Annotated in this window: 24 protein-coding genes and 1 tRNA gene; 4 read left to right on the top strand and 21 right to left on the bottom strand. The window is 69.9% G+C overall.

From position 1 onward, the window contains the following. Positions 1–107 precede the first annotated feature (107 nt). Both glnA and J5V96_RS03105 read left to right on the top strand, forming a co-directional pair. Entirely contained in the window at positions 108–1,532 is a 1,425-nt protein-coding gene (gene glnA / locus J5V96_RS03110; RefSeq protein WP_208500162.1) for a type I glutamate--ammonia ligase, read from the top strand. Between the two features lie 217 nt (positions 1,533–1,749). Continuing rightward, positions 1,750–2,025, top strand: coding sequence for a hypothetical protein (locus J5V96_RS03105; RefSeq protein ID WP_236014372.1), 276 nt, complete (start codon positions 1,750–1,752; stop codon positions 2,023–2,025). Positions 2,026–2,059: 34 nt separating this feature from the next. Here J5V96_RS03105 and J5V96_RS03100 read toward each other — a convergent pair whose 3' ends face one another. The 14 genes from J5V96_RS03100 to J5V96_RS03035 all read right to left on the bottom strand — a co-directional run bounded on the left by J5V96_RS03100 (position 2,060) and on the right by J5V96_RS03035 (position 17,782). Then, entirely contained in the window at positions 2,060–5,053 is a 2,994-nt protein-coding gene (locus tag J5V96_RS03100; protein WP_208500161.1) for a bifunctional [glutamine synthetase] adenylyltransferase/[glutamine synthetase]-adenylyl-L-tyrosine phosphorylase, read from the bottom strand. A gap of 7 nt (positions 5,054–5,060) precedes the next feature. Beyond that, complete coding sequence (locus tag J5V96_RS03095) at positions 5,061–6,401, bottom strand: glutamine synthetase family protein (RefSeq protein WP_208500160.1); 1,341 nt, start codon at positions 6,399–6,401, stop codon at positions 5,061–5,063. 89 nt (positions 6,402–6,490) lie between these two features. Next, on the bottom strand, positions 6,491–6,706 hold the full coding sequence (locus tag J5V96_RS03090; protein ID WP_208500159.1) for a methionine aminopeptidase: 216 nt from the start codon (positions 6,704–6,706) through the stop codon (positions 6,491–6,493). Positions 6,707–6,716: 10 nt separating this feature from the next. After that, on the bottom strand, positions 6,717–8,318 hold the full coding sequence (lnt, locus tag J5V96_RS03085; protein ID WP_208500158.1) for an apolipoprotein N-acyltransferase: 1,602 nt from the start codon (positions 8,316–8,318) through the stop codon (positions 6,717–6,719). Further along, positions 8,315–10,714, bottom strand: coding sequence for a DEAD/DEAH box helicase (locus tag J5V96_RS03080; protein ID WP_307793375.1), 2,400 nt, complete (start codon positions 10,712–10,714; stop codon positions 8,315–8,317). The genes lnt and J5V96_RS03080 overlap by 4 nt, the downstream gene beginning before the upstream one ends. After that, on the bottom strand, positions 10,711–11,538 hold the full coding sequence (tatC, locus tag J5V96_RS03075) for a twin-arginine translocase subunit TatC (RefSeq protein ID WP_372439924.1): 828 nt from the start codon (positions 11,536–11,538) through the stop codon (positions 10,711–10,713). The genes J5V96_RS03080 and tatC overlap by 4 nt, the downstream gene beginning before the upstream one ends. A gap of 6 nt (positions 11,539–11,544) precedes the next feature. After that, complete coding sequence (tatA, locus tag J5V96_RS03070; protein ID WP_208500157.1) at positions 11,545–11,811, bottom strand: Sec-independent protein translocase subunit TatA; 267 nt, start codon at positions 11,809–11,811, stop codon at positions 11,545–11,547. 75 nt (positions 11,812–11,886) lie between these two features. Beyond that, positions 11,887–12,849, bottom strand: a complete 963-nt coding sequence (locus tag J5V96_RS03065) for a helix-turn-helix transcriptional regulator (RefSeq protein WP_208500156.1) — start codon at positions 12,847–12,849, stop codon at positions 11,887–11,889. Then, positions 12,846–13,832: a helix-turn-helix transcriptional regulator gene (locus J5V96_RS03060; protein ID WP_372439923.1), complete on the bottom strand. Its 987-nt coding sequence runs from the start codon at positions 13,830–13,832 to the stop codon at positions 12,846–12,848. Before J5V96_RS03060 ends, J5V96_RS03065 begins: the two co-directional genes overlap by 4 nt. A gap of 53 nt (positions 13,833–13,885) precedes the next feature. Beyond that, positions 13,886–14,875, bottom strand: a complete 990-nt coding sequence (locus tag J5V96_RS03055) for an FKBP-type peptidyl-prolyl cis-trans isomerase (RefSeq protein WP_208500155.1) — start codon at positions 14,873–14,875, stop codon at positions 13,886–13,888. A gap of 10 nt (positions 14,876–14,885) precedes the next feature. Continuing rightward, the gene (locus J5V96_RS03050) at positions 14,886–15,926 is read right to left on the bottom strand and encodes a tRNA (adenine-N1)-methyltransferase (protein WP_208500154.1); all 1,041 of its coding nucleotides are present in this window, start codon (positions 15,924–15,926) and stop codon (positions 14,886–14,888) included. After that, positions 15,923–16,615 carry an HAD family hydrolase gene (locus J5V96_RS03045; RefSeq protein WP_307793373.1) on the bottom strand — a complete coding sequence of 231 codons (693 nt, stop codon included), beginning with the start codon at positions 16,613–16,615 and terminating at the stop codon, positions 15,923–15,925. Before J5V96_RS03045 ends, J5V96_RS03050 begins: the two co-directional genes overlap by 4 nt. A 59-nt stretch (positions 16,616–16,674) precedes the next feature. Next, positions 16,675–17,070 (bottom strand): SgcJ/EcaC family oxidoreductase, encoded by a 396-nt coding sequence (locus J5V96_RS03040; protein WP_208500153.1) that lies wholly within the window; start codon positions 17,068–17,070, stop codon positions 16,675–16,677. Between the two features lies 1 nt (position 17,071). Beyond that, on the bottom strand, positions 17,072–17,782 hold the full coding sequence (locus J5V96_RS03035; RefSeq protein ID WP_208500152.1) for an SDR family NAD(P)-dependent oxidoreductase: 711 nt from the start codon (positions 17,780–17,782) through the stop codon (positions 17,072–17,074). A gap of 63 nt (positions 17,783–17,845) precedes the next feature. On the opposite strand from J5V96_RS03035, the gene J5V96_RS03030 reads away from it, so the two are divergent. After that, the gene (locus J5V96_RS03030) at positions 17,846–18,451 is read left to right on the top strand and encodes a TetR family transcriptional regulator C-terminal domain-containing protein (protein WP_208500151.1); all 606 of its coding nucleotides are present in this window, start codon (positions 17,846–17,848) and stop codon (positions 18,449–18,451) included. 9 nt (positions 18,452–18,460) lie between these two features. On the opposite strand, the gene J5V96_RS03025 is transcribed toward J5V96_RS03030, so the two are convergent. Continuing rightward, positions 18,461–19,486 (bottom strand): nitronate monooxygenase, encoded by a 1,026-nt coding sequence (locus J5V96_RS03025; RefSeq protein WP_208500150.1) that lies wholly within the window; start codon positions 19,484–19,486, stop codon positions 18,461–18,463. A gap of 160 nt (positions 19,487–19,646) precedes the next feature. On the opposite strand from J5V96_RS03025, the gene J5V96_RS03020 reads away from it, so the two are divergent. Then, entirely contained in the window at positions 19,647–20,561 is a 915-nt protein-coding gene (locus J5V96_RS03020; RefSeq protein ID WP_307793368.1) for a PAC2 family protein, read from the top strand. Positions 20,562–20,628: 67 nt separating this feature from the next. On the opposite strand, the gene J5V96_RS03015 is transcribed toward J5V96_RS03020, so the two are convergent. The 6 genes from J5V96_RS03015 to J5V96_RS02990 all read right to left on the bottom strand — a co-directional run bounded on the left by J5V96_RS03015 (position 20,629) and on the right by J5V96_RS02990 (position 26,491). After that, entirely contained in the window at positions 20,629–21,462 is an 834-nt protein-coding gene (locus J5V96_RS03015; protein ID WP_208500149.1) for an undecaprenyl-diphosphate phosphatase, read from the bottom strand. A 58-nt stretch (positions 21,463–21,520) separates the two neighbouring features. Further along, entirely contained in the window at positions 21,521–22,825 is a 1,305-nt protein-coding gene (locus tag J5V96_RS03010) for a M20/M25/M40 family metallo-hydrolase (protein ID WP_208500148.1), read from the bottom strand. A gap of 69 nt (positions 22,826–22,894) precedes the next feature. Beyond that, positions 22,895–22,979: transfer RNA gene (locus tag J5V96_RS03005), tRNA-Leu, on the bottom strand. Between the two features lie 151 nt (positions 22,980–23,130). After that, positions 23,131–24,207, bottom strand: a complete 1,077-nt coding sequence (locus J5V96_RS03000) for a VIT1/CCC1 transporter family protein (RefSeq protein WP_208500147.1) — start codon at positions 24,205–24,207, stop codon at positions 23,131–23,133. A 39-nt stretch (positions 24,208–24,246) separates the two neighbouring features. Then, positions 24,247–24,744 (bottom strand): SRPBCC family protein, encoded by a 498-nt coding sequence (locus J5V96_RS02995; RefSeq protein WP_208500146.1) that lies wholly within the window; start codon positions 24,742–24,744, stop codon positions 24,247–24,249. Position 24,745: 1 nt separating this feature from the next. After that, complete coding sequence (locus J5V96_RS02990; protein WP_208500145.1) at positions 24,746–26,491, bottom strand: DEAD/DEAH box helicase; 1,746 nt, start codon at positions 26,489–26,491, stop codon at positions 24,746–24,748. Between the last annotated feature and the right edge of the window lie 12 nt (positions 26,492–26,503).

The following is a 26,503-nucleotide window of genomic DNA, read 5'->3' as shown; positions in this document are numbered from 1 at the left end:
TCCGGAAACACGAGGGACACCCTCGAGCAACGCCCCCGGGATACTTTCGTCGAGTCACCTGCGTTCCAGGCGATCCCCACCCTAAGTCCCACCACTCTGGAGCCTCCATGTTCAACGACTCTTCCGAGGTGCTGTCGTACATCAAGGAAAACGATGTCAAGTTCCTCGACATCCGTTTCACTGACCTTCCTGGTGTCCAGCAGCACTTCAACATCCCGGCCGCGTCCGTCGACGAGGACTTCTTCACGGTCGGTCAGATGTTCGACGGGTCGTCGATCCGCGGCTTCGCCTCCATCAACGAGTCGGACCTCCAGCTCATCCCCGACGTGACCACGGCCTACCTCGACCCGTTCCGCGAGTCCAAGACGCTGGTGATGATCTTCGACATCTTCAACCCGCGCAACGGCGAGATCTACTCGAAGGACCCGCGCCAGGTCGCCAAGAAGGCCGAGAAGTACCTCGCCTCGACCGGCATCGCGGACACCGCGTTCTTCGCCCCCGAGGCCGAGTTCTACGTCTTCGACGACGTGCGCTACGAGGTCTCGCAGGGCAAGTCGTTCTATGCGGTCGACTCCGAGGAGGCGGCGTGGAACTCCGGGCGCGAGGAGGAGGGTGGCAACCTCGCGAACAAGACCCCGTTCAAGGGCGGCTACTTCCCCGTCTCGCCGGTCGACAAGCAGGCCGACCTGCGCGATGACATCTGCCTGAAGCTGGCCGACGCCGGCCTCGAGGTCGAGCGCTCGCACCACGAGGTGGGCACCGCGGGCCAGGCGGAGATCAACTACCGCTTCGACACGATGGTCCACGCCGCGGACGACGTGCTGAAGTTCAAGTACATCGTGAAGAACACGGCGGAGCAGTGGGGCAAGACCGCCACGTTCATGCCGAAGCCGCTCTTCGGCGACAACGGCTCGGGCATGCACGTGCACCAGTCGCTGTGGTCGGAGGGCAAGCCGCTCTTCTTCGACGAGAAGGGCTACGCGCAGCTCTCGGACATCGCTCGCTGGTACATCGGCGGCATCCTGAAGCACGCCCCCGCGCTGCTCGCCTTCACGAACCCGACGCTCAACTCGTACCGTCGTCTGGTCAAGGGCTTCGAGGCGCCGGTCAACCTCGTGTACTCGGCCGGAAACCGCTCCGCCGCGATCCGCATCCCGATCACGGGCTCCAACCCGAAGGCCAAGCGCATCGAGTTCCGCGCTCCCGACGCCTCGGGCAACCCGTACCTCTCGTTCGCGGCCCAGCTGATGGCCGGTCTCGACGGCATCAAGAACCGCATCGAGCCGCACGAGCCGATCGACAAGGACCTCTACGAGCTGCCGGCCGAGGAGGCCAAGAGCATCCCCCAGGTTCCGAACTCGCTCGTCGACTCGCTCGAGGCGCTCGACAACGACCGTGAGTTCCTCACTGCCGGCGGTGTGTTCACGGACGAGCTGATCGACACGTGGATCGCCTACAAGCACGAGAAGGAGATCCTTCCCGCCGCGCAGCGTCCGCACCCCTTCGAGTACGAGCTGTACTACGGCGTCTGAGAATCGCCGCCGGGTCGTCGGGGAGCGGAGGCGGTCGCATCCGCTGACGCTCCCCAGATCCTGATAAGAGCCCTTCGAGTTCACCTCGAGGGGCTCTTTTCGTGCAGCGGGCGCGATGGCGGGGCCCAGAAGCACGCGGGAACGCGCGGGTCTAGCGCGCTCGGCGACGTCCCGCAACCCGGTCGAAGCGGCGCACGGTGCGGCGTAGCGTGCCCACATGGTTGAGATGCAGACGATGGTCCGTACGGAGGTCACGGTAAACGGCTCTGCGTTCCTGCTTGCTCAGGGTCAGGACGTGGAGGCGCTGAAGGCGCGAATCGAACAGGCGGCCTCGCAGACCCGGTTCGTGGAGTTCACGGTGGTCGGCAATCGCTCGGTCAGCGTGCTGGTCTCGCCTGCGACCCACGTGGTGTTCTCGCTCGAGACGGTGCGGTACGACCCCCGCGACACGGGGGATCTCCTCGAGCCCTACGGCGGGCCCTTCGACCTTTGAGGCCCGGCGCGGCGGGCTCACTGAGCCAGCCGGATCACCCGTAGAACAGGCGATCGAAGACCTTGCGGGCGCGACGAGCCGTGCCGAGCCAGTCCTGCTCGACCTGGGTGGCGCTGTGCGGCGGGTATTCGAGAATGCGACCGATGCCCTCGAGGCGCCGACGGTCGGTGGGAAGCAGATCGCTGGTCTGTCCCGTGAGCAGCGTGTTGGCTGACCGCAGGCGGCTCGCCAGGATCCACGCGGCCCGCAGGAGCTCCGCGTCCTCCTCTGTGATGAGTTCCGCTTCGACGGCGGCATCCAGGCCGCCGAGCGTCGAGGTCGTGCGCAGCGCCGGGATCTCATGCGCGTGCTGCAGCTGCAGCAGCTGCACAAGCCACTCGACGTCACTGAGTCCACCGGGGCCGAGCTTCAGGTGGCGGGTCGGATCCATCCGGGAGGTGACCCGCTCGTTCTCGACGCGCGCCTTGATGCGCTTGATCTCCCGCACCGCCTGAGCGTCCGGCGAGGGCGAATAGCGGACATCGTCGGCGAGCCGCATAAACGCCTCCAGCAGCTTGTGCGAGCCGGCGACGCCGCGCGCGCGCAGCAGAGCCTGAGCCTCCCAAGAACCCGACCACCGGCGGTAGTACTCGGCATAGGCGTCCAGCGACCGCACGATCGGGCCCTTGCGCCCCTCGGGGCGGAGATCTGCGTCCAGCTCGAGCGGAAGACGGAAGTCCTCGGACACCCGGCGCAGCTCGGCGACGATCCGCCCCGCGTGCTGCTCCGCGCGGTGGGGCTCCACGTTCTCCGGCCGATAGATGAAGAGCACGTCGGCGTCCGATCCGAAGCCCAGCTCCGATCCGCCGTAGCGGCCCATGCCGACGATCGAGAAGTCGAGCGACACGTCCTCGTCCGGCACCACGGCGCGCTGCACCGCGCGCAACGTGGCGCGCAGGGTCACATCGGTGATGGTGGTCAGCGCATCGGCCACCTGCTCGACGGTCGTCGCCCCCAGCACCGCGCCCATGGCGGCACGCAGCATCTCGCGCCGACGCAGGGCCCGTACGGCGCGCATCGCGTCCTCGAGGTTCTCGTGGCGCGTGCGGATGGCGCGCGCCTCCTCCTCTAGCGCGGCGGCACTGCGCGGCCGCATCTGCTCGTCGCTGTCGAGCCATGCGACGGACTCGGGAATCCACTCCATCAACTCGCCCGCATAGCGGGAGGTCGAGAGCAGCCGGGTCAGCCGCTCCGCCGCCCCGGACGAGTCGCGCAGCATCCGCAGGAACCACGGGGTCTCCCCCAGGCGCTCGCTGATGCGGCGGAAGACGACCAGCCCGTAATCGGGATCTGCCCCGTCCGCGAACATCCGGAGCATGACGGGCATCAGGGTGCGCTGGATCACCGCCTTCCTGCTCAGCCCACTCGTGATCGCGGCGATATGGCGCAGGGCGACGGCGGGTTCGCGGAAGCCGATGGCGGCGAGACGGTCGCGTGCCTGGTCCTCCGTGAGCGACCCCTCGTCCTGAGGCAGGCGGGCGACGGCGCCCAGCAGAGGCCGGTAGAAGAGCCGCACGTGGATCTCACGCACCTCGCGCTTGATGTCCTCCCAGACGGCGGTCATGCCGCTGGCGGATTCGGCCAGCCCCGTCGCGCGCGCCAGCACACGCAGACCGTCCTCCGTGCGCGGCATGAGGTGGGTGCGGGAGAGTCCCACGAGCTGCAGGCGGTGCTCGATCAGACGCAGCACGCGGTAGTCCCGGTCGAAGACCTTCGCCTCCGCACGACCGATGTAGCCTCCGTCATCGAGCGCCGGGATCGCTCGCAGGGTCGCAGGTACGCGGATCGCCTCGTCGGTGCGGCCGTGCACGAGCTGCAGCAGCTGCACGGCGAACTCGATGTCGCGGATGCCCCCCGGGCCGAGCTTGACCTGGTGGGGGACGTCGGCGGCGGGGATGTGCTCCATCACACGCTCGCGCATCTTCTGGGCGCTGTCGACGAAGTCCTCACGCCCTGAGCTCGACCACACAAGCGGCTGCGTCGCGGCCACGTACGCCTCGCCGAGCGCGATGTCGCCGGCGATAGGCCGGGCCTTCAGCAGCGCCTGGAACTCCCAGCTCTTGGCCCAGCGGTCGTAATAGGCCAGGTGGGACTCGAGCGTCCGCACCAGGGCACCCTGTTTGCCCTCGGGGCGAAGGTTCGGATCCACCTCCCAAAGGGGCGGCTCCGCCTCGATGCCGTCGATGCCGCGCATGGTCTGGATGGCCAGCCGCGTCGCGATCTCGATGGCGCGGGACTCCGCAAGCTCTGAGCCGGGGGCCGCCTCGCCGACGAAGATCACGTCGACATCCGAGACGTAGTTCAGCTCGCGCGCACCGCACTTGCCCATGCCGAGGATCGCGAGCCGCGTCTGCGCGATCTCCTCCCGCGGGAAGCCGCCGAAGCCGCCCTTGCCGAGCGCCTTCGTCCGCGCGATCGCAAGCGAGGCGTCGAGCACCGCGCCCGCGGCGTCCGCCAGGGCGGCGGAGACCTCGTGGACGACGGCGACCGGATCCGCGCTCATCAGGTCATACGAGGCGATCTCCGCGAGCTGGGCCCGGTACTCCACACGCAGCCCGATCCACGCCGAGTCGTCGCCGGACGCGGCGAAGCCGTCCGCGTCCGCTCCGACCGCGCTGTGCATCACGCGCCTGAGCTCGGCGGTCGATGGCAGCCGACGGCCGGCCTCGATCAAGCGCGCGAGCTGATCCGGTCGTCGCAGATAGAAATCGGCGAAGCCGCACGACGCGCCCAGCAGCCGCCAGGCGACGCGTCTTCCGTGCGGATCCTGCAGCACGGTGCTCACGACCTCGCTCCGGCGCAACGCGATGCGCAGGAGGCCTGCCAGCGCCTCGTCGGGATCGGCCGCCGAGGCGGCGTCCGCGAGCAGCACCTCCCGGTCGACCCCGACCAGCTCGGAGAGCTCATCGAGCTGTCCGGCAGCCGCGTCGAGGCGCGAGAAGCCGATCCGGGCGAGGTTCGTCAGCGACGACTGCGCGCGATCCGACATCCGGGGCTCAGATGATGTCGAGGCTGTGCTTCAGCTCGAACTGCGTGACCTGCGCGCGGTACTGGTCGTACTCGCGGCGCTTGTTGCTGAGCACGTAGCTGAAGACCTGCTCGCCGAGGGCCTCGGCGACGAGCTCGCTGTCCTCCATGTAGCGGATCGCGTCGTGAAGGCTGGAGGGAAGGCGCTTGTAGCCGAGCGCGCGGCGCTCCGTGTCGCTGAGCGCCCAGACGTTGTCCTCCGCCTCAGGCGGCAGCTCGTAGCCCTCCTCGATGCCCTTGAGGCCGGCGGCGAGCATCAGCGCGTAGGCGAGGTAGGGGTTGGCGGCCGAGTCGATGCCGCGGTGCTCGATGCGCGCGGACTGGCTCTTGCCCGGCTTGTACCGCGGGACGCGCACGAGGGCAGAGCGGTTGTTGTGGCCCCAGGTGATGAAGCTCGGCGCCTCGTCGCCGCCCCAGAGGCGCTTGTACGAGTTGACGAACTGGTTGGTGACCAGCGCGATCTCCTGCGCGTGGTGCAGCAGACCGGCGATGAACTGGCGGCCGGTCTTGGAGAGCTGGTGGGGGGCTCCCTCTTCGAAGAAGGCGTTCGTGTCGCCCTCGAAGAGCGACATGTGCGTGTGCATGCCGCTTCCCGGCTCTCCCGCGAGCGGCTTGGGCATGAAGGAGGCGTGCACGCCCTCTTCGATCGCGACCTCCTTGATCACTGTGCGGAAGGTCATGATGTTGTCCGCCATCGTCAGCGCATCCGCATAGCGCAGGTCGATCTCGTTCTGCCCCGGGCCGCCCTCGTGGTGGCTGTACTCGACCGAGATGCCCAGGTCCTCGAGCATGCGCACCGAGCGACGGCGGAAATCGTGCGCCGTGCCGCCGGGCACGTTGTCGAAGTACCCCGCGTGGTCGACCGGCTCGAGGCGACCGTCGTGCCCCGGCTTGCCCGACTTGAAGAGGTAGAACTCGATCTCGGGGTGCGTGTAGAACGTGAAGCCGGCGTCAGCGGCCTTCGCGAGGGTGCGCTTGAGCACATTGCGCGGGTCGGCCACCGCCGGCTCCCCGTCGGGCGTCGACAGATCGCAGAACATGCGCGCGGTCGGATCGATCTCCCCGCGCCAGGGCAGGATCTGGAAGGTCGTCGGATCGGGCTGCGCGAGCAGATCCGACTCATTGGTGCGGGTCAGGCCCTCGATGGCCGACCCGTCGAAGCCGATGCCCTCGCTGAAGGCGCCCTCGACCTCGGCGGGAGCGATCGCGACCGACTTCAGCGTGCCGACGACGTCGGTGAACCAGAGGCGAACGAACTTGACGCCGCGCTCTTCGATGGTGCGCAGAACGAAGTCCCTCTGCTTGTCCATGGGTCTCCTCTTCGGGATCCGTCGTGTGGCAGGCCACCAGCCGTCACGGCAGGGGCATGCCGCTCGATCAGCCTAGTGGGCCGAGGAGCTCACGACGCGTCGCCCCACCCGTCCTCGCGCGCCTCCTCGGCGGCCCAGGCCTTCGAGCGCTCCTGCAGTTTCTCCGGAGCGCGCTCGGCCTCCTCTCGCGTCGCGAAGGGACCGACACGGTGAAGGGACGCGGACTCGGGCCCGTGCTCGACCTCACCCGTGCGGGAGTTGTACCACCACTCGTCGGCCGGCAGGCCGGTGTCCTCGAAGCTCATGCCCCCGATGTTAGGCCCGTCGGCGGACAAGGCGCAGGATGCCGAGCGCAACGATCCCGCTCAGCGCACCCCAGAGCAGCCCCTGCTGCACCCACGGCCCGAGCACCACGCCGGGTGTCAGGCCCTCCCGCAGCTCGACATCGCCGATCATCAGGCCGGCTTCGTCCACCGCCAGAGCCGCCTGCGTCGTCCCATCCGGGGCGATGAGCTGGCTCGTGCCCACGGTGGAGAGGTTGACCACGCTGCGACCCGTCTCGATCGCGCGCATCCGTGCGAAGGCCAGCTGCTGCAGGTTCTCGTCGGTTCCACGGAAGTCGGCGTTGTTCGTCTGGAACACCAGCACCTGAGCGCCTGCCTCCTGCCCCTCGCGGATCACGTCGTCCGCGATCACGTCGAAGCAGATCGCCAGGCCTACGACCACATCGCCCCCTGTGACGGTCGGGGCATCCCGACCGGGGGTGTACTCGCGCCCGATCATGCCGATGAGATCGGGCACGATCGCGGCGAAGAACGCGCGATCCGGCACGTACTCGCCGAACGGCACCGGATGCCGCTTGGCGTGCGTCTGCAGGCCGCCCTCGACGTCGACGCCGTCGGCCGTCCAGAGCATGGAGGTGTTGAAGACCTGCTCCCCCACCTCGGACGCCGCGTTCATCAGGATCGGCGCGCGGAAAGCGCGCGCCGCATTCGACAGCATCGTCGCGGTGGCCTGGTCCTGGAGCGGGTCGTAGTCGACGCCGCCCTCGGGCCAGACGACGAGGTCGACCAGCTCCTCGCGCAGCGGCTTCGACGCGTCCAGCTGCGCCTGGATGAGCTCCCACGGCTCGCGCGCGTCCATGTACGCCGACGGTCCGGCGCCCTGCGCGGCGCCCACGCGGAGGCTGCCGACCGGCGTCGTCTGCCAGGCCGGCAGCAGAAGCAGGATCGCCGCGATCGCGACGAAGGGCGTGAACGCCACGATCTGCAGCTCTCGGCGCAGTCGCACGAGCTCGATGGCCGCGGCGCAGAGGAACACGATGAGGAACGTCAGCCCCGTCACCCCCACCCAGGAGGCGACATGCGCGAGCGGACTCTCGGACTGGCTCATGCCGATCCGGCCCCACGCGAAGCCGCCGTACGGCCAGCTGCCGGTGATGAGTTCGCGTGCGCTCCACAGCGCGGCGATGAGGAGCGGGAGCAGCGTCAGGCGAGCCCAACGCGCTCGGGGGAACCACCCATACGCCAGCGCCATCGGGATGGCCCCGAGACCCGTGAACAGCGTCTGGATGCCCGCGAGCGCGACCCACGGCACCCAGCTCTGCGGATTGTCGCCGAGAAAACGGGAGATCCAGTCGATGTGCGGAAACCAGAATGCGGCGCCGAACGCCAAGCCGACGAGCAGCGCCTCACCCGCACGGCGCCCGATCAGCGAGGCGAGCGACAGGGACACGGCGACGGGCGCGAGCAGCCAGATACCCAGAGACGGGAACGAGGCATCCAGCGCGAGCCCGCCGAGGACCGCCGCGAGGACCGCCGCCCAGAGCGGCATGGGGGCGGAGGGGCGCGCGGTGCCGCGCGCGTGGCGGCCGCCGCGCTTCGAGGGACGCGCGGGCCGGGCCTGAGGGCCGGTCATAGCGAGCTGTAGGCGACGATGCCGCGGCGCACGGCGTCGAGAGCCCTCCTCGCGGTGCGCGCCAGCTCACCGTCGGCCACCTGCGAGAGCTGATCGAGCAGGTCGATCGTCTGCTTGGCCCAGCGCACGAAGTCGCCGGCGGCCAGGTCGGCCTCCGCGAGAACACGATCGAGCTGCCCTCCGCGGGCCCACAGGTGCATGGGTCCCGCCAGGCCGGTGGCCACGGGCTGGGTGCCGGGGAGACGGAAGTCCTGCTCGAGATCGTCGAGCTCCGCCCAGAGGCGCTCGGTCTCCTCCAGCGCGAGACGGAACGCGCCCCGCGGCAGCGACCGCGGATCGACCTGCTCACCATCGCGCCCGCGCGGCTCGTACACCAGGGCGCAGGCGAGAGCCGCGAGCGAAGCCGCATCGAGGTTCTTCCAGATGCCCGTGCGCAGCGACTCGGCCACCAGCAGATCGCGGTCGCCGTAGATGCGCTTCATGCGGGATCCGGCCTCGGTGATGGTCGCGTCGGATCCCTCGAAGCGGACATAGTCGAGCGCGGCGAGCACGTCGAGGATGCGGTCGAACTGGCGCGCGACGGTGCCCGTGCGGTTCTCGATCTGGCGACGGGTCTTGTCCGTCTGTCGCTTGAGCTTCCAGTACCGCTCACCCCAGCGGGCGTGCTCCTCACGGTCCGGGCACTTGTGGCACGCGTGCCGGGTCATCCGGCGACGGAGGCCGTTGATCTCGCGCTCGCGCTTCTCGCGCGTGCCTCGTCCGGCCGTCGTGTCGCGGCGGTTGAGCTTCTCAAGGTCGGAGAGGTCCCGGCGGATGGCCGCGTACTCGGCGAAGTCGCCGAGCTCGCAGGTCATGGCCTTCTGGTATCCGGCGAGCGACTCCTCGGCATCCTTCACCTGCCGCGCCAGCCCCACCACCGCGCGATCGGCCTGGAACTGCGCGAACGACGACTCCAGCACCTCTCGGGCACGCTCGCGCCCGAACTGGTCGATGAGGTTGACCGCCATGTTGTAGGTCGGACGGAAGCTCGAGTTGAGGGGGTAGGTGCGCCGCGACGCGAGCGCGGCGACGGCCTGCGGATCCATCGACTCGGTCCACTGCACAACCGCGTGGCCCTCGACGTCGATGCCACGGCGGCCGGCGCGACCGGTGAGCTGGGTGTACTCCCCCGAGGTGATCGCGACCCGCGCCTCGCCGTTGAACTTCTCGAGCTTCTCGAGGACGACGGTGCGCGCGGGCATGTTGATGCCCAGAGCCAGGGTCTCGGTCGCGAAGACGACCTTGACGAGCTTGCGCTGGAAGAGCTCCTCCACGACCTCCTTGAACGCGGGCAGCAGGCCCGCGTGGTGCGAGGCGAGCCCGCGCTCGAGGTTCTCCGCCCACTCCCAGAAGCCGAGGGCCGCGAGATCCTCGTCGGGCAGCATCGCCGTCCGATCCTGGATCACCTCGCGGATCTCGCGGCGCTCCTCCGCCGTCGTGAGCTGCAGGCCCGACCGACGCACCTGCTGCACGGCCGCGTCGCAGCCGACCCTGCTGAAGATGAAGAAGATGGCCGGCAGCAGGTTGGACCGCTCGAGCAGGTGCACGACCTCCGGACGGTCGATGCGCTCGGCGCGTCGCGGCGGACCGGGCCGGTGGTAGGAGCCGCGGCGCCTGCCCGATCGGCGGGCGTCGAAGAACGCGCTGTTGGCGGCGTGCGCCTGGCCTCCGCGCATGCGCATGAGCTCGTGGTTGACCTGCGCGGCGGCGGCACCCGCGCGCTCGTCGAAGAGCGGCAGCAGGTCGCCGCGCACCAGCACGTGCTGCTCGAGCGGCACGGGACGGGTTTCGGAGACGATGACCTCGGTGTCGCCGCGCACGGTGTCGAGCCAGTCGCCGAACTCCTCCGCGTTCGACACCGTGGCGCTCAGCGAGACCAGCCGCACGGCCGCGGGGAGGTGGATGATGACCTCTTCCCAGACGGCGCCGCGGAAGCGGTCGGCGAGGTAGTGCACCTCATCCATGACCACGTAGCGGAGCCCGCGCAGCGCCGTCGAGTCGGCGTACAGCATGTTGCGCAGCACCTCGGTGGTCATGACCACCACGCGCGCATCGCCGTTGATGTTGACGTCTCCGGTGAGCAGCCCGACCTGCTCGGCGCCGTACACCTCCTGCAGCTCCCGGAACTTCTGGTTCGACAGCGCCTTCATCGGCGTTGTGTAGAAGGCCTTCTGATCGGATGTCTGCATCGCGAGATGGATGGCGAACTCGCCGACGATCGTCTTGCCCGCTCCGGTGGGCGCGGCCACGAGCACGCTGCGCCCGCTCTCCAGCGACTTGCACGCCTCGACCTGGAACTCGTCGAGGCGGAACTTCTGGGCCGCCGCGAACGACTCGGTCTGAGGATGAAGGGTCACGAGATCTCCGATTCGAGGGCCTTCTCTCGTCTGGCCTTTCGCCAGTCGAACAGGTATGCGACACCGTAGGCCGCGAAGTACAGCACGACCAGGATGCCCGCCAGGACCAGCATGGAGACGATGTCCGCCGAAGGTGTGGCGATGGCGGCGAACGCGGTCGCGATCACGATCGCGACGCGCCAGCCCCTGAGGATGTCGCTCGCCGACAGGATCCCCGCCAGGTTCAGTGCGACGAGGAAGACCGGGGTGACGAACGCCACGCCCATCGCGAGCAGCGTCTTGAACACCAGGTCGTAGTACTTCTCGGCGTCGTAGATCTGCGACGCGACCTCGGATTGCGGCACGAACGAGGACATCACGAGAAGGATGTGCGGCAGCACCAGCACCGCGACGTAGCAGCCCGCGAAGAAGAGCGGGATCGCCGACGCCATGAAGCCGATCGTGTAGCGCACCTCTTTCCGGGTGAGCCCCGGCATGATGTAGGCCCAGATCTGCCACAGCCACACCGGTGCGGAGATCAGCAGACCGATCGCGAACGCGATGCGCAGGCGCATGTCGAACGCGCCCGTCGCGTTCGCGTAGGTGAGGCGCGTGAACGGGTCATCGAGCTGCTTCGCGACCTGCTCGATCGGTCCCAGCAGGAACTGGATGATCGGATCCGTCAGGAACGCCGCGACGATCATGCCGATCACCAGCGCGGCTGCGCCGATCATCAGCCGCTTTCGCAGTTCGACGAGATGATCCGCGAGCGACATCCGCCGATCGCGGTACGGGAGGTCGTCCTTCGAGACGGGGAGGTCGGACGACGCGGAGTCCGCGGTCACGGACGCCTACGGCTGGGTCGGCTTGTGCGGCTCGTCGGCGCCGGGGAGGCGATCCGTCGGGTTGCCGTTCAGCGTGTAGCCGGGAGCCTGCGTCTCGGCAGGCGTGCCGGGCTTGCCGGCTTCGTCCTCGGCCTTCATCTGCTTGACCTCGCTCTTGAAGACGCGAGCGGACTGGCCGAGGCTGCGCGCGAGCGCGGGAAGGCGCGCGGCTCCGAACAGCAGCAGGATGACAGCGAGCAGGATCAGCAGGTGCCAGCCGGTCAGGTTGCCCATGGGGGATCTCCGTCTTCGTGTCGGGGGAAGCTCGGTCAGTCTAACCGTCGCGAGAGATGATCCGGCTGAGCGCCGTCAGCTCCGATCGCCGTACAGCGCGAGGGCATCCGCCGCCCAGTCGGCGGCCGCACGCCGCGCCGCCGCGGGCTCGAGGATCTCGACGCGCCCCGACCGGCGGGCCGCGAGGCGCTTGAGGGTGCGGGCATCGGACACCCGCAAACGCGCCGTGGTCACGCCGTCGTGCGAGGTGGACTCGGCGCCCGACAGGTAGTCGCCGACGAGCGGCGCCAGCTCATCCGCGAAGCGCACGACGACGATCTCGTCGTCCGCGCCCGGTTCGAACAGCTCCGACACCGGTTCGTGCCCGTGGGTGATCGGAGTGTCGGTGAGACGAGGATCGGACACCCGCTCGAGGAGGAAGTTGCGCATCGCGCGCCGCAGGTGACACCAGCCCTGCAGATACCACTGGCCGTCGGCGACGGTGACCTTGACGGGATCGACGGTGCGGATCGTCGGCTCGGAGTCGGGCTTCTTGTAGGTGAAGGACAGCGACACCTGCTCGCGCAGGGCCTGAGCCACCAGCGCCCGCACCGCGTCGACAGGCTCGGGAACGATCACGACCTCCGCCGGAGCCGAGGCCGCACCGCGCGCGAGCTTGGCGAGGAGCCCTTCGAGCACCTCCGTGCCGGCGATGCCCGGGAGGGCCGCCGTGAGACGGAGGCCGCCGATGAGAGCGGCGGCCTCGCGCGCCGTGAGGCGGGGCGTGCGCTCGAGTCCCACCGACTGTGTGATCTCGATGACGTCCTGCTCGTCGAGCAGATCCCAGTTGATGTCGAACATCTCGTTCGGCATCTGGAAGTAGTCGTCCTCGCCCGGCATGCCGATCACCGTGAGCTTCTCGACCATCGACCGCATCTCGGCCGGCGATACGTCGAAGTCGCGCGCGGCGTCGACGACCGACACCTCGCCGCGCTCCAGCAGATACGGCACGAGCGTGAGATACAGCGTGACGAGGTCGGGCGTCACCATGCGGCTCATGCCGCGCTCCCCGACGCCGAGTGCGCGGCGAGGGCGGCGCGCAGCCGCGAGATGACCGCATCGCGCAGCTCCGGAGGGTCGACCACACGCACCTCCGGCCCGTACGAGGCGAGCTCGTCCGCGAAGATGTGGAGGTCGACGAACGGCACGCGGATGCCCTGCGGAGCCGGCTGCGCGCGCCGCAGCAGACGCAGTGCGGCCTCGGTGCCGGGAGTGACCTCCAGCAGCGCGCGGTTGCGCTCGGCGACCGCGCGCAGGCCTGCCATCGCGCGCTCGCCCGCGCCGTCTCGCAGCGCCGGATCGAAGCCCTTGCGCGTCGGCATCACGTCGCCCACGATGCGGGCCAGCAGGAACATCCGCTCCCCGTCGGCGTCGACGTCGTGCGCCGACACGTGCCAGCGCCCCTCGAAGTCGACGAGCGCGAGGGGGCGCACGGTCCGCCTACGCGGTTTCTCCTCCCCCGGCTTGAGGTAGTCGAAGGCCACGATGCGGCAGGCCTCGATGGCGTCCCGAAGCGGGCCGAACGACGGTTCGCGCACCGTCATGCGCGGGGCGAAGCCGATGATCGGCTCATCGACCTCGATGCCGAGGGCGCGGATCTTACGCAGCCCCGTGGTGGCGTCCTTCGACAGCGAGCCCTCGCTCCACACCGAGCCCGCGAGGGCGAGCACGGCGAGCTCCCCGGGCGTGAAGTCGATGTCGGCGGGCAGGTCGTACTCCGCCTTGGGGATGCGGTAGCGCGCCTCCCGGAGATCGGCCGGATCGGCGCTGTCGCCGATCGTCTCGATCGGCACGCCGAGCGCGCGCAGGTCGTCCTTGTCGCGCTCGAACATCTTCTCGAGCGCGTCGACCTTCTCGGCGTTGCGCTGACGGTAGCCCGAGACCGACTCCAGGATCTGCTGCTTCGTCAGTCCGATCTCGGTGGCCATCAGCGCCACGATGAGATTGAGCTGACGCTCACCCGCCTGGATCCGCTGTGCCACCTGGCCATCCTAGGACGCGCGCCGCCCCAGCAGGAGCGGCGCGACGTCCCGCCTCACTGTGCGGTCGGAAGGGTGCCGAGGATGTCGACCACGAACACGATCGTCTCGCCCTCGCGGAACGGGGCCGCGCCCTGCTGCGGGCCGAGGCCGTCGGGGACGACCACCATGATCTGCGAGCCGACCGTCTGACCCACGAGCGCCTTGGCGAATCCCTCGCCGAAGAGTCCGGGCGTCAGCTGCATCGGAGCCGGGGCCGCATCGCCCGTGCCCCACGTCGAGTCGGTGACCTCGCGGCCGTCCCAGGAGACCGCCGTGTACTGCACGAGGGGGGCGTCCTGCGCGGTCAGCTTCTCGCCGTCGCCCTTGATGAGGGTCTGCGAGACCACGTCGGTGGGCGCCTTCGCGTCGGGGACGATGATGCCGGGCACGCCGTCGGGGGTGCGGACGACGGTCGGCAGGCCGAGACCGGAGTTGAACTGCACCGACCCGGACGCCGCCAGCGGCAGCACCTTGCGCACGTCGAGCACCGCGATGAGCGAGCCCTCATCCGGGATGCCGGCCTGCGCGTACTGCTGCCGGACCTCGGGGGCGATGCCGTCCTCCGAGATCGCGACGGCGATCCGCGATCCCTCGGTGGCGCACAGCAGCGCGTCTTCGAACGCCGGGAACTGCTGGGTCCAGCCCGACAGCGGGCCGAGCGAGCTGACGTCGCCGTCGTAGGCGGTGCCGATCAGCGGAGCGCCGGTCTCGCCGTCGAACAGCGTGATGTCGAGGACCCCGGGCTGGTCGACGCTCGTGATGAGCGCGCCCTCGCCGCGCTCGATGTCGGCGTACGCATCGCTCGGCGCGACGAACGGCACCTCGGCCTCGACGCGGGGCGCATCGGCGAGGTCTCCCGAGACATCGATGAGGCCCATCGTGCCCGGGTCGCTGTCTGCGACCCGGTCGCAGGAGGCGAGCGCCGAGCCGGCGGGAGCCGCGCAACCCGCGAGTCCCAGGGTCAGCAGTGCGGTGATCGAGAGGACGGCCGAGCTCCTACGCATGCCGTTCAGTCTATGCGTCCGATGCGGGTGCCTCTGACGCCGCCGAGGCGCCAGGGCCCTCACCGCGACCGGCCGCCAGACGCGCGCCGTCGGCTGCGCGCTGCGCCTCACGGATGCGCTTGCGGAGGTTCTTGTCGGTGATGTCGCGATCGCCGACGGCCCCGGGGGTCCAGATCTCCACGTCCTCGTCGGAGAAGCTCTTCTTCGACGCGCGACGCTTCACCTCGGGAGGGATCACGCCGGGCGCGAGGCGCCGCGCCGTGATGAGGAACGCGGTGTGGGCCACCATCCGGTGGTCGGGCCGCACGGCGAGCCCCTCGACGTGCCAGCCGCGCACCATCGTCTCGTTCGCCTCGGGGTCGGTGAACGCACCGGTGCCGCGGATGTACTCGGCGACGCGCGAGAGCTGGGTGGCGGTCGCGACGTAGCAGATCACCACGCCGCCCGGTGCCAGGGCATCGACGACCGCGTCCATCACCTCCCACGGCGCGAGCATGTCGAGCACAACGCGATCGACCGATCCGCTCTCGACGGCCTCGGGCAGCGCCTCGGCCAGGTCGCCCTCTCGCACCTCCCAGTACGCCGGCGTCTCGCCGAAGAACGTCTCGACGTTCGCGCGAGCGACCTCCGCGAACTCGATGCGGCGCTCGAACGAGATGACCCGGCCCTCGGGCCCCACGGCGCGCAGGAGCGAGAGGGTCAGCGCGCCGGATCCGACACCGGCCTCCACAACGACGGCCCCCGGGAAGATGTCGGCCTGCGACACGATCTGGGCGGCGTCCTTGGGGTACACGATGGCGGCGCCGCGCGGCATCGACATCACGAAGTCGCGCAGCAGGGGACGCAGGGCGAGATACTCGTGGCCCGAGCTGTTCTCGAACACGGATCCATCCGGCTGCCCGACGAGCTGCTCGTGCTTGAGCACTCCGTGGTGGGTGTGGAGCTCGCCGCCCTCCCGCAGAGTGATCGTGTGCATCCGCGCCTTCGGGCCGGTCAGCTGCACACGGTCGCCGTAGCGGAACGGACCGCGGGGACGGGAAGCGGCGGTCATGCCTGGTTCTCCTTCAGAGGGGCGTGCTCCGCGTGCAGCACGCCCAGGTCGGCCGCCGTGCGCCCGGCGAGCGTAGGCCAGAGCGCGTCAGCACCCGCGTCGTCGAGCGAGACGAAGTTGGGGACGCCGAGCGACACCGCACCGGAGGCGATGGCGGAGCTCAGCCCCGTGGGAGAGTCCTCGATCGCGACGCACTCGGCGATGTCGACGCCCAGCTGCTCGGCCGCCTGGAGGTAGGCGTCGGGGAACGGCTTGCCGCGCTCGACGTCGTCGCCTGCGACGACCACGTCGAAGGCGTCGAATCCGATCAGGTCGACGATCGCCAGGGCCATGTGACGGTACGACATCGTGACGAGCGCCGTCTTCACGCCGTGCTGCTTGAGATCACGGAGCAGCTCGAGCGCTCCGGGGCGGAACGGCACGCCCTTCTCGACGCAGCTCGCGATGACGCCGGCCGACAGACGCGAGATGATCTCCTGCGGACTGAGAGCGACGCCCGCCGCCTGCAGGATCTTCGACGACGCCTCGAGGTTGAGGCCCACCATCTTCAGGGCGTCCTCGTGGGTCCAGGTGCCGCCGTACTCCTCGACGAGCGGCGTCTCCGCCGCCATCCAGTAGGGCTCCGTGTCGACGAGCGTTCCGTCCATGTCCCACAGGACGGCGGCGGGCAGATCAGAGGGGGAAGTCACCGAGCAAGCCTAGCCGCCCGAGACGCGGCTCCCCTGAGCCGCGTCTCGGACGGGTCGGATCATCCCAGGGTGATCCGGGACACGTGATAGTGGCTCAGCAGCCACCCGTCCGCCGTCCGTTCGGCGACGGCGGTCAGGTGCACGGGCACCGGTCCCTCCGGGCGGTGGAAGACGACGTGCGCGTAGCCGAGCACGCTGTCCGGACCCAGCGGACGCGCGACGAGCAGATCGACGTCGGCGCGCAGACCCGCGGGCTGCTTGGCGTAGTACGCCTCGATGCTCGCCCGACCGAAGCCCGGCGCCGGATCGAAGCCCTGCAGCAGCGCATCCGGCGTGAACAGGGCGGCGACGGCCGTCGGCGCGCCGTCCGCGATCGCCGCCGCCCACGCGTCCAGCAGCGGCTGGACGATGACGACGGACTCCGGATCCATCCGGGCCCCGGTCAGGACGGACATCTCAGTGGCCCGCGATCTGGCCGCCGTCGATGTGCAGGAACTCGCCGGTGACGAACGGCGACTGCTCGAGATAGACGACGCCGCGCGCCACGTCGGAGATCTCCCCCATGGTGCCCACCGGGTGCAGCGCGGCGAGGAACTCGTGCGTCTCCTCCGGGTGCAGCGGCGTCTTGATGATGCCGGGCGAGACAGCGTTCACGCGGATCCCCGCACCCGCGAGCTCAACGGAGAGCGAGCGGGTCGCCGCGGCGATGCCGCCCTTGGTGAGCGAGGCGAGCACAGCAGGCACCGACGAGTTCGGATGCTCGACGAAGGTCGTCGTGATGCTCACGATGTGACCTCCCTCTCCCTGCTCGAGCAGTCGCTGCACCACGCGCTGGGTGAGGTGGAAGAACCCGTCGAGGTTGGTCGCCTTCATCGCGGCGTAGTCGTCCGCGGTGTACTCGGCGAACGGCTTTGCGATGAAGATGCCGGCGTTGTTGACGAGGGTGTCGATGCGCCCGAAGCGCGCGATGGCGGCCTCGACCACCCGCTCCGCGGTGGCGGGCTGGGCGATGTCGCCGGCGACCGTCACGAGGTTCTCTCCTGACGCCTCGGCGATCGAGCGCGAGGTGGCGACGACGGCATAGCCGAGGTCCTGGTAGGCGGTGACGAGGGATGCTCCGATGCCCTGGGATGCGCCGGTGATGACGGCGACCTTCTGTGTGTTCATAATTCGATCCAACCTAGACGGTCGGTCAACTATTCCCACCAATCTGAGATCTACACTCGAGACATGGGTCGCACCTCCGATGCCCGCGAGAGACTGCTCGCCGCCGCGCTCTCGCTGTTCGCCGAGAAGTCGTACAGCGCGGTCGGGATCGCGGAGATCTGCGCTCGCGCCGGCGTGCAGAAGGGGTCGTTCTACTACTTCTTCCCCTCGAAGGAGGCGCTCGCCCTCGCGACGATCGAGGACCATTGGATCCGTCAGAAGAGCGATTGGGCATCGATCCTGCATGGCGAGGGGTCGCCGCTCGAGCGCCTTCACCGCCTCTTCGACGCCACCACGCAGATCCAGGCGGACGCGCTCGCGGGCACCGGAACCGTCACCGGCTGCCTGTTCGGCAACCTCGCCCTCGAGGTCGGGGCGATCAGCGAGCCCATCCGAGAGCGGCTGCAGGGCGTTTTCGCGGAGCAGGTCGAGATGATCACCTCGCACCTCGAGCAGGCCGTCGCATCCGGCGAGATCGAGCCTGTGGACACCGTGGCGGCCGCCAAGTCGATTGTGGCCCAGCTCGAAGGCCTCATCCTCTTCGCGAAGCTGTTCAACGACCCCGCACAGCTCGACGCGATGTGGGCCAGCAGCCTGCGCCTCGTCGGCGTGACCGAGCGCGTCTCCTGAGGCGGCGGGTCACACGAGTCTGGCGAGGTCGCGCACCGCATCCCCCACCGGGCCCGTGCGCGCGCTGCGCCAGCCGGTGCCCGCCCACAGGTGCACGCGATCGGCGTCGCCCGCACGCGCCGCGGCCTGGCGCATCTCGCGCGTCAGGTGATGGATCACCGGATAGCCGAGCGGCGCCTCGGCCTCATGCGCCTCGATGAACGCGTTGCGCAGGGCGCGAGCAGGGCGCCCCGTGAACGCGCGGGTGATGACCGTCTCGGCGAATCGCGGATCGGCGAGGGCATCGCGGTGCACCCGCGAGGCCCCGCTCTCATCGGTGCGCAGCAGCAGCGTTCCCACCGCGACTGCCTGAGCTCCCGCCGCGAGCACGGCGCGCACCTTCTCGGGGCCGTCCACTCCGCCGCCGGCGATCACCGGCAGCCCCGCTGCGGCCACGACCTCGCGCACCACCTCCTCGGTCGAGACGGGCTCGATGCGGCGCGCGGGGTCGTGGGTGCCGCTGTGCCCACCCGCATCGCTCCCCTGCACAACGAGTCCGTCGGGGGCGACCTCGCGGGCCGCGAGCGCCTCGGCGACCGTCGTCACGGTGACGAGCACACGCGTGCCGACGCGCTGCAGCGCCCGCACGTCGCGCGCATCCGGCACGCCGAAGGTGACGGAGACCACGGGAACCGGATCGGTGATGAGCGCATCGATCTTCTCCCGCCAGTGGTCGTCGTCCTCTCGCAGCGGCGCCCCTGACAGGTCGAGCCCGTAGCGCCCGGCATCGTCCTGGAGCGTCTCCGCATACGCCCGGAAAACCCGCTCAGACATCCCGGACGGAGCGGGGAGGAACAGGTTCACCCCGAACCGCTCGAGGCCGCGTGCGCGCACGGATCCGATGTCCTCAAGCATCGCCTGCGGCGTCTTGTAGCCCGCGGCGAGGAACCCGAGGCCACCCGCGTCGGCCACGGCCGCGACGAGATCGATCGTGGTGGCGCCGCCCGCCATCGGGGCGGCGACGATCGGCAGTTCGGTGTCGACGATGTCCTGCATGGTGTGGTCCTTCCGTATGCAGTCATCATGGTACTAGTCGATCGGTCAACTAAAGGTCGGTGAGTGCGCGCCGTCCCACTCACGCCCGAGGCGGGCGCCGCGCGCCTATCCTGGGACGAAGTCCCGCTGGCACCCTGCCTGCCGGACCGAGAGGAGCCGCGTGGAGCACGACGCCGTCACCGAGAGCACCGAGACGGGTGCGACCCTCGGGCGCCGGATCATCGTGGCCGCGTTCGACGGATGGAATGACGCGGGCGAGGCGGCCACCAGCGCGATCGAGCATCTGCTCGGGGAGACCGAGTACGAGACAGTGCTCGCCGTCGATCCCGAGCTGTACTTCGACTATCAGTACACTCGGCCGACCGTCGAGAACGACGGTGAGGGCGGTCGTCGCCTCAAATGGCCCGAGGCCGTGCTGCGCCGCCCCGTGGCGCCGCGGGCGGGCGGCACCGAGTTCTGGATCCTGACGGGGGTCGAACCTGCCCGCGCCTGGCAGGCCTTCGCCGCCGAGTTCATCGATGTCGCGCTCCGCGAGGACGTCACCGGGCTCGTGACGCTCGGCTCGATGATGGCCGACGTGCCGCACACCCGCCCGATCTCGATCTTCGCGGGCAGCGACAACGACGCCCTGCGCCGCACGCTGGGGCTCGAGCGCTCTGCCTACGAGGGCCCGGTGGGCATCCTCAGCGTGCTGGGCGACGCCGCCGAGCGAGCGGGCATCCCCATGGCCAGCCTCTGGGCCAGCGTGCCGCATTACGTCGCCGGTCACACGCCCTCGCCGAAGGCGACGCTCGCGCTGCTCGACCGCCTCGAGGAGCTCGCCGCCGCCGATGTGCCGCGCGGGACCCTCGCCGCCGAGGCCGCCGCCTGGGAGGCGACCATCGATGCCGCGGCGGCCGACGACGACGAGATGCGCGAGTACATCCGCCAGCTCGAGCAGCAGCGCGACACCGTCGACGCGCCCGAGGCCTCGGGTGACGCGATCGCGCAGGCCTTCGAGAGCTACCTGCGTCGCAGCGACGGCCGAGACGGCCGTGATGGCCGCGACGGACGTCCGGACGGACGCTCGCGCTGATTCGGAACGACGGACAGAGCAGAAGAGCCCCGCGGATCATCCGCGGGGCTCTTCTTCTGCGGAGGGCTCAGAACGCCTGGAGCGCACCCGTCGACAGCAGCACGAGCAGCACGGCACCGAGGGCGACGCGGTAGATCACGAAGGGCAAGAAGCTCTTCGTCTGCAGGAACTTCATCAGGTAGGCGATGACGGCCCAGCCGACGAGGAACGCCACGACCGTGGCGACGAGCGTCTCCGGCATGCCGTACGGGCCGTTGTCCGGCTCGGTGAGCGCGTGCATCAGCTCATACAGGCCGCTGCCGAACACGGCGGGAACCGCGAGCAGGAACGAGTACTCGGCAGCCGCCGTGCGCTTGTAGCCGAGCAGGCGGCCCGCGGTCGTGGTCGCGCCCGAACGGGAAACACCCGGCACGAGGGCGAGCATCTGCGCGACGCCCATGGTGAGGCCGGACGCGTAGGTCACGTCGTCGAACTCGCGCGTGCGGCGACCGTAGGCGTCCGCCCATCCGAGGATCAGTCCGAACACGATGAGCACGATCGCGATCAGCCACAGGTTGCGGTTGAAGGTGCGGATCGTGTCCTGCAGCAGGAAGCCCGCGATCACGATCGGCACGGTGCCGAGGATGACGATCCACCCCATGCGGGCATCGGGATCGTTGCGCGCGACCTTGCCGGAGAGCGACTGGAACCAGCGCGAGATGATCCGTCCGATCTTCTTGCGGAAGTAGATGATGACGGCGGCCTCGGTGCCGATCTGCGTGATCGCGGTGAACGTGGCACCGGGATCGGTCGCGGACGGCAGCAGCTCGCCGAGGATGCGGAGATGGGCGCTCGACGAGATCGGCAGGAACTCGGTGAGACCCTGCACGAGGCCGAGGATGATCGCTTCGATGAACGGCACGAGAGTCGAGCCTAGGCGACGCGCGCCGCGCGCCTCATCCTTCTTCCGGATGATCCGCTCAGCAGGTGCGCAGCAGATCCCTCAGGACACCGACGCCGAAATCGAGCGCGTCGAGCGGCACACGCTCATCGACACCGTGGAACATGCCGGTGAAATCGAGCTCCCGCGGCAGCTTCAGCGGCGCGAAGCCGTAGCCGTCGATTCCGAGACCCGCGAGCGCCTTATTGTCGGTGCCGGCACCGAGCAGGTACGGCAGCACCGGGACGCCGGGATCGTGCGCCGCGAGCGCGCCGACCATGGCATCGACCAGAGCGCCCTCGAAGGGGATCTCGAGACCGATGTCGCGATGGAACATCCGGATCTCGATGTCGTCCCCGACGATCCGCTGCACCTCCGCAAGCACGGCGTCCTCTGCACCCGGCAGCACGCGGATGTCGACGGTCGCCTCGGCCGCGTCCGGGATGACGTTGTGCTTGTATCCCGCGCTCAGCCCGGTGGGATTGGTGATCGTGCGGAAGGTCGACGCGACGAAGGCGGCCGCCGGTCCGGTGCACGCGGCCAGGGCATCCGGATCCGTGGCGGGGTCGAGCCCGGAGATCTCCGCGATCCCCGCGAGCAGGCGCCGCGTCGTCTCGGTCATCTCCACCGGCCAGTCGGTGGCGCCGAGATGAGCGACCGCCGACGCCAGACGGGTGACGGCGTTTTCGGGGTGCACGCGGCTGCCGTGACCCGCCCGGCCCCGCGCGACCAGGGTGACCCACATCAGCGCTTTCTCGCCCACCTGCAGGAGGTAGGCGCTGCGGTCGCCGACCGGGATCGAGTAGCCGCCCACCTCGCTGATCGCCTCGGTCGCGCCCGCGAACCACTCGGGTCGATCGCGCACAACGAGCTGAGATCCCTCGACACCGCCGTTCTCCTCGTCGGCGAAGAAGGCCAGCACGACATCGCGCTCGGGCTGCTCCCCCGCGCGCAGCAGATCGCCCACTGCCGACAGGATCATCGCGTCCATGTTCTTCATGTCGACCGCGCCGCGACCCCAGAGCATCCCGTCCTTCACCACACCCGCGAAGGGATCGACCGTCCAGTCCTCCGCCACGGCGGGGACGACGTCGAGGTGGCCGTGCAGCACGAGAGCCGGGCGGCTCGCGTCGCGGCCCGGCACGCGAGCCATCACGTTGGTGCGGCGATCGATCGGCTCGAAGTACTCGGGGGTGAGGCCGAGCGACTCGAGGTGGGCGCCCACGTATTCCGCCGCCTCGCGCTCCCCCTTCGAGCGCCCGCCGCCCCAGTTCGTCGTATCGATCCGGATCAGATCGCGCGCGATCCGAGCGACTTCGGCCAGCTGAGGCTCGGGTGTGGACATACGATCCAACCTAGCCGGGCCCGCGCCGGGAACGACGAAGGCCCCGGATCTCTCCGGGGCCTTCAACTGTGCGCGAGGGGGGACTTGAACCCCCACGCCCTATACGGGCACTAGCACCTCAAGCTAGCGCGTCTACCTATTCCGCCACCCGCGCAACTGGGTGACCGGACTTTCGTCCGGTGCTTTCGTCGCTTTCGCAACGAGGTAAAACATTACCACCGCGTGAACACTCTGGCTAATCGCGGTCGGATCCCGCGCGTGTCTTCGCGCCGTGGCGCCGAGGCTCACGCGAGCGCACCGCTCGGTCAGCCCAGCGTGACTCCGAAGACGAGCCCGAGCACGTAGGTCACCGCGGCCGCGCCGAAGCCGATCGCGAGCTGGCGCAGCGCGCGCTTCAGCGGCGGGGCGCCCGCGAGCAGCCCCACTGCGGCCCCCGTCGCCATCAGCGCGATGCCGACGAGCACGAGGGCCACGGCGATGGCGACGAAGCCCGTGAGCCCGAAGATCCAGGGCAGCACCGGGATGATCGCGCCGCTCGCGAAGAAGAGGAAGCTGGAACCGGCCGCGCGCCACGCACCGCCCACCACCTCGTGCGTTGTGTCGATGGCGCCGGTGCGGCTGACGATCCGGCCTGCGGTCGCCTCGGCGATCGCGAGGCCCGCCTTGTCGGCCGCGGCCTCCTCGGAGAGCCCGCGGGCGCGGTAGACGAGCGCGAGCTCGTTCGCGTCGATGTCGAGATCCGGCAGGCGCACGCCGCTCAAGGACTGCGGCTCCGTCGCCTCGAGCAGCTCGCGCTGGGAGCGCACGGAGATGAACTCGCCGGCGCCCATCGACAGCGCCCCCGCGAGGAGACCTGCGATGCCGCTGAGCAGGATCACCTGCGAGGACACACCCGCCGCGCCGATGCCGAGGATCAGCGCGAGGTTCGAGACGAGCCCGTCATTCGCGCCGAAGACCGCCGCGCGGAAGGTGCCCGACAGGCGACGACGTCCGCGCGCCGCGAGTCCACGGACGACCTCGTGATGCACCTTCTCATCGGCGCGCATCGCGGGGGTGGCGAAGGCCTCACTGTCGTACGGCGAACGTCCCTCGGCGTTCTGCGCGAGGGCCAGCACGAAGATGGTGCCGAACCGCCCAGCCATCCAGGCCAGCAGGCGGGTGGCCATGCTGGCCTTCGGCAAGCGAGCCGGCTCGCCACCGAGCAGCGCGAGCCAGTGGGCCTCGTGGCGCCCCTCCGCGGCGGCGAGCTGCTCGAGGATCACGCGCTCCTCCCCCTGCTTGCGCGAGGCGAGCCGTCGGTAGACGCTGCCCTCGGCCCGCTCGTCGGCGAGGTACTGCGCCCAGCGGCGGCGATCGGCGGGGGTGGCGTCGGGCGCGCTCAAGGGACCTCCAGGGAGAGGGTGTTCAGGGTTCCCTTCACGCTATCCAGCCGCGCTCGAATCGCCCGGATCGCCGGAGGCATTGGCAGGTTTTCGGACGCCCGAAGCGACCGCCCGCCGAAGTCCTCTCTCCCCTGCGCGCATCACCAGCGCGTGCGCCAGCGCGAACACGGGTCGCAGGACCGGGCCCGATGCCCGCATCCAGCGACGGCGCGCGGCGACCTCCCAGGTGAACCGCACCGCGGATCCGGATCCTTCGGACGAGATCTCGACACGCCCCGCGCCCTCCAGGTCGCCGGTGCTGCGCGCCGCGACCGTCCGATCCGTCGCCTCGGTCACCTCCAGCGCGACGCGGAGGCGGTACCCGAAGGGGGCGGTGACGACGACTCGAACGACGGATCCCGGTTCGAGCGACGCCGGCTCGACGACACGGAACCCCGGCCACCAGCCACCGGATTCGCGCGCGGCGACGCGTGTCAGCTCTGCCCGCACCGTCTCGGCCGGCGCCGCGACGCGCCATATGGTGCGGAAGGAGTACACGTCAGGCCCGGACGCGCTTGCGCAGGTGGTCGATGCGCGACTGGAGCTGGGCGACCGTTGCCCTCGCCACCTCCGGGCCACCGCAGCGACGTCGCAGCTCGGCGTGGATCAGCCCGTGGGGTTCGCCCGTCTGCCGGGCGTAGACGCCGACGAGGCTGTTGAGCAGCTGGCGCTGATCCTTGAGGGTGCGGTGCAGCGGCGCGGGCATCGACGGCTCGAGCTCCCCCGAGGCCTCCTTGGCCTCGCGGGCCGAGCGGTGGCGCGACTGGCGGGCGACGCGCTGCATCAGCAGCTCGTGCACGTGCTCGGGCTCCAGCAGCCCGGGAAGGCCGATGAACTCGGCCTCCTCATCGGTGCCCGGCACGGCGAGCTGCCCGAAGTCCTTGCCGTCGAAGACGACGCGGTCGAAGTGCGCGACCGATCCGAGGGCCTCGAACGACCCTTCCTCGGTGAGCGCGTCGGACGCCTTCTCCTCGCGCTCGGCGGCCTCGAGGAGGCTGTCATCGAGCCCGTCCTCGTCCTTCTCGCCGCGGTCGAGCACGTGGTCGCGCTGGCGCTCCATCTCGTTGGCCAGCACCATCAGCGTCGGCACGTGCGGGAGGAACACGCTCGCCGCCTCGCCCCTGCGGCGGGCGCGGACGAAGCGTCCGATGGCCTGCGCGAAGAACAGCGGTGTGGATGCCGAGGTGGCGTACACGCCGACGGCGAGACGGGGAACGTCCACGCCCTCCGACACCATGCGCACCGCGACCATCCAGCGGTCGGTTCCCTCGCTGAAGCGCTCGATCCGGCCCGACGCCTCGCTGTCGTCGGAGAGCACGACGGTGGCGCGCTGGCCGGTGATCGAGTGCAGCAGCTTCGCGTAGGCGCGGGCGGCGGTCTGGTCGGTGGCGAGCACAAGACCGCCGGCATCCGGCACGTGCTGACGGATCTCCGTCAGGCGGGCGTCGGCCGACTTGAGGACGGCGGACATCCACTCGCCCGCGGGGTCGAGGGCCGTGCGCCAGGCCTGCGACGTGACGTCCTTGAGGTTGTCCTGCCCGAGATGCGCCTCGAGCTCGTCCCCGGCGCGCGTGCGCCACTTCATGTGACCGGAGTACACGTGGAAGAGCACCGGCCGCACAACGCCGTCGGCGAGCGCCCGCCCGTAGCCGTACGCGTAGTCGGTGATGGACGTGCGCAGCCCCTGCGCGTCGGGCGCATAGTCGACGAACGGGATGGGCGCGTCGTCGCTGCGGAACGGCGTGCCGGACAGCAGCAGGCGTCGCTTGGCGGGCCCGTACGCGTCACGCAGCGCGTCTCCCCAGCTGAGCGCCTCCCCGCCGTGGTGCACCTCGTCGAGGATGACGAGCGTGCGCCCGCCCTCGGTGAGCGAGCGGTGCACGGAGGACTTCACCGCAACCTGCGCGTAGGTGACGACGACCCCGTGGTACTGGCGCGAGAAGGTCGTGTGGCTGTTTCGGAAGGCCGGATCGAGACGGATGTGGGCACGAGCGGCGGCGTCGGCCCACTGCGTCTTCAGGTGCTCGGTGGGCGCGACCACGATGATCCGGTCGACCTCGCGGGTACGCAGCAGCTCGCCCGCGAGGGTGAGCGCGAACGTGGTCTTTCCGGCGCCGGGCGTCGCGGCGACGAGGAAGTCGCGCTTGTCGGCCTCGAAGTACGCCTCGAGAGCCTCCTGCTGCCAGGCGCGGAGCTTGCCCGCGGTGCCCCACGGGGCTCTCTGCGGATAGGACGGTGACAGCATCCGTTCCAGGGT

This window comes from Microbacterium stercoris (assembly GCF_017592545.1).
Taxonomy (GTDB): domain Bacteria; phylum Actinomycetota; class Actinomycetes; order Actinomycetales; family Microbacteriaceae; genus Microbacterium; species Microbacterium stercoris.
Note: the sequence above shows the minus strand (reverse complement) of the source record. Positions and strands in the feature narration are given on the sequence as shown.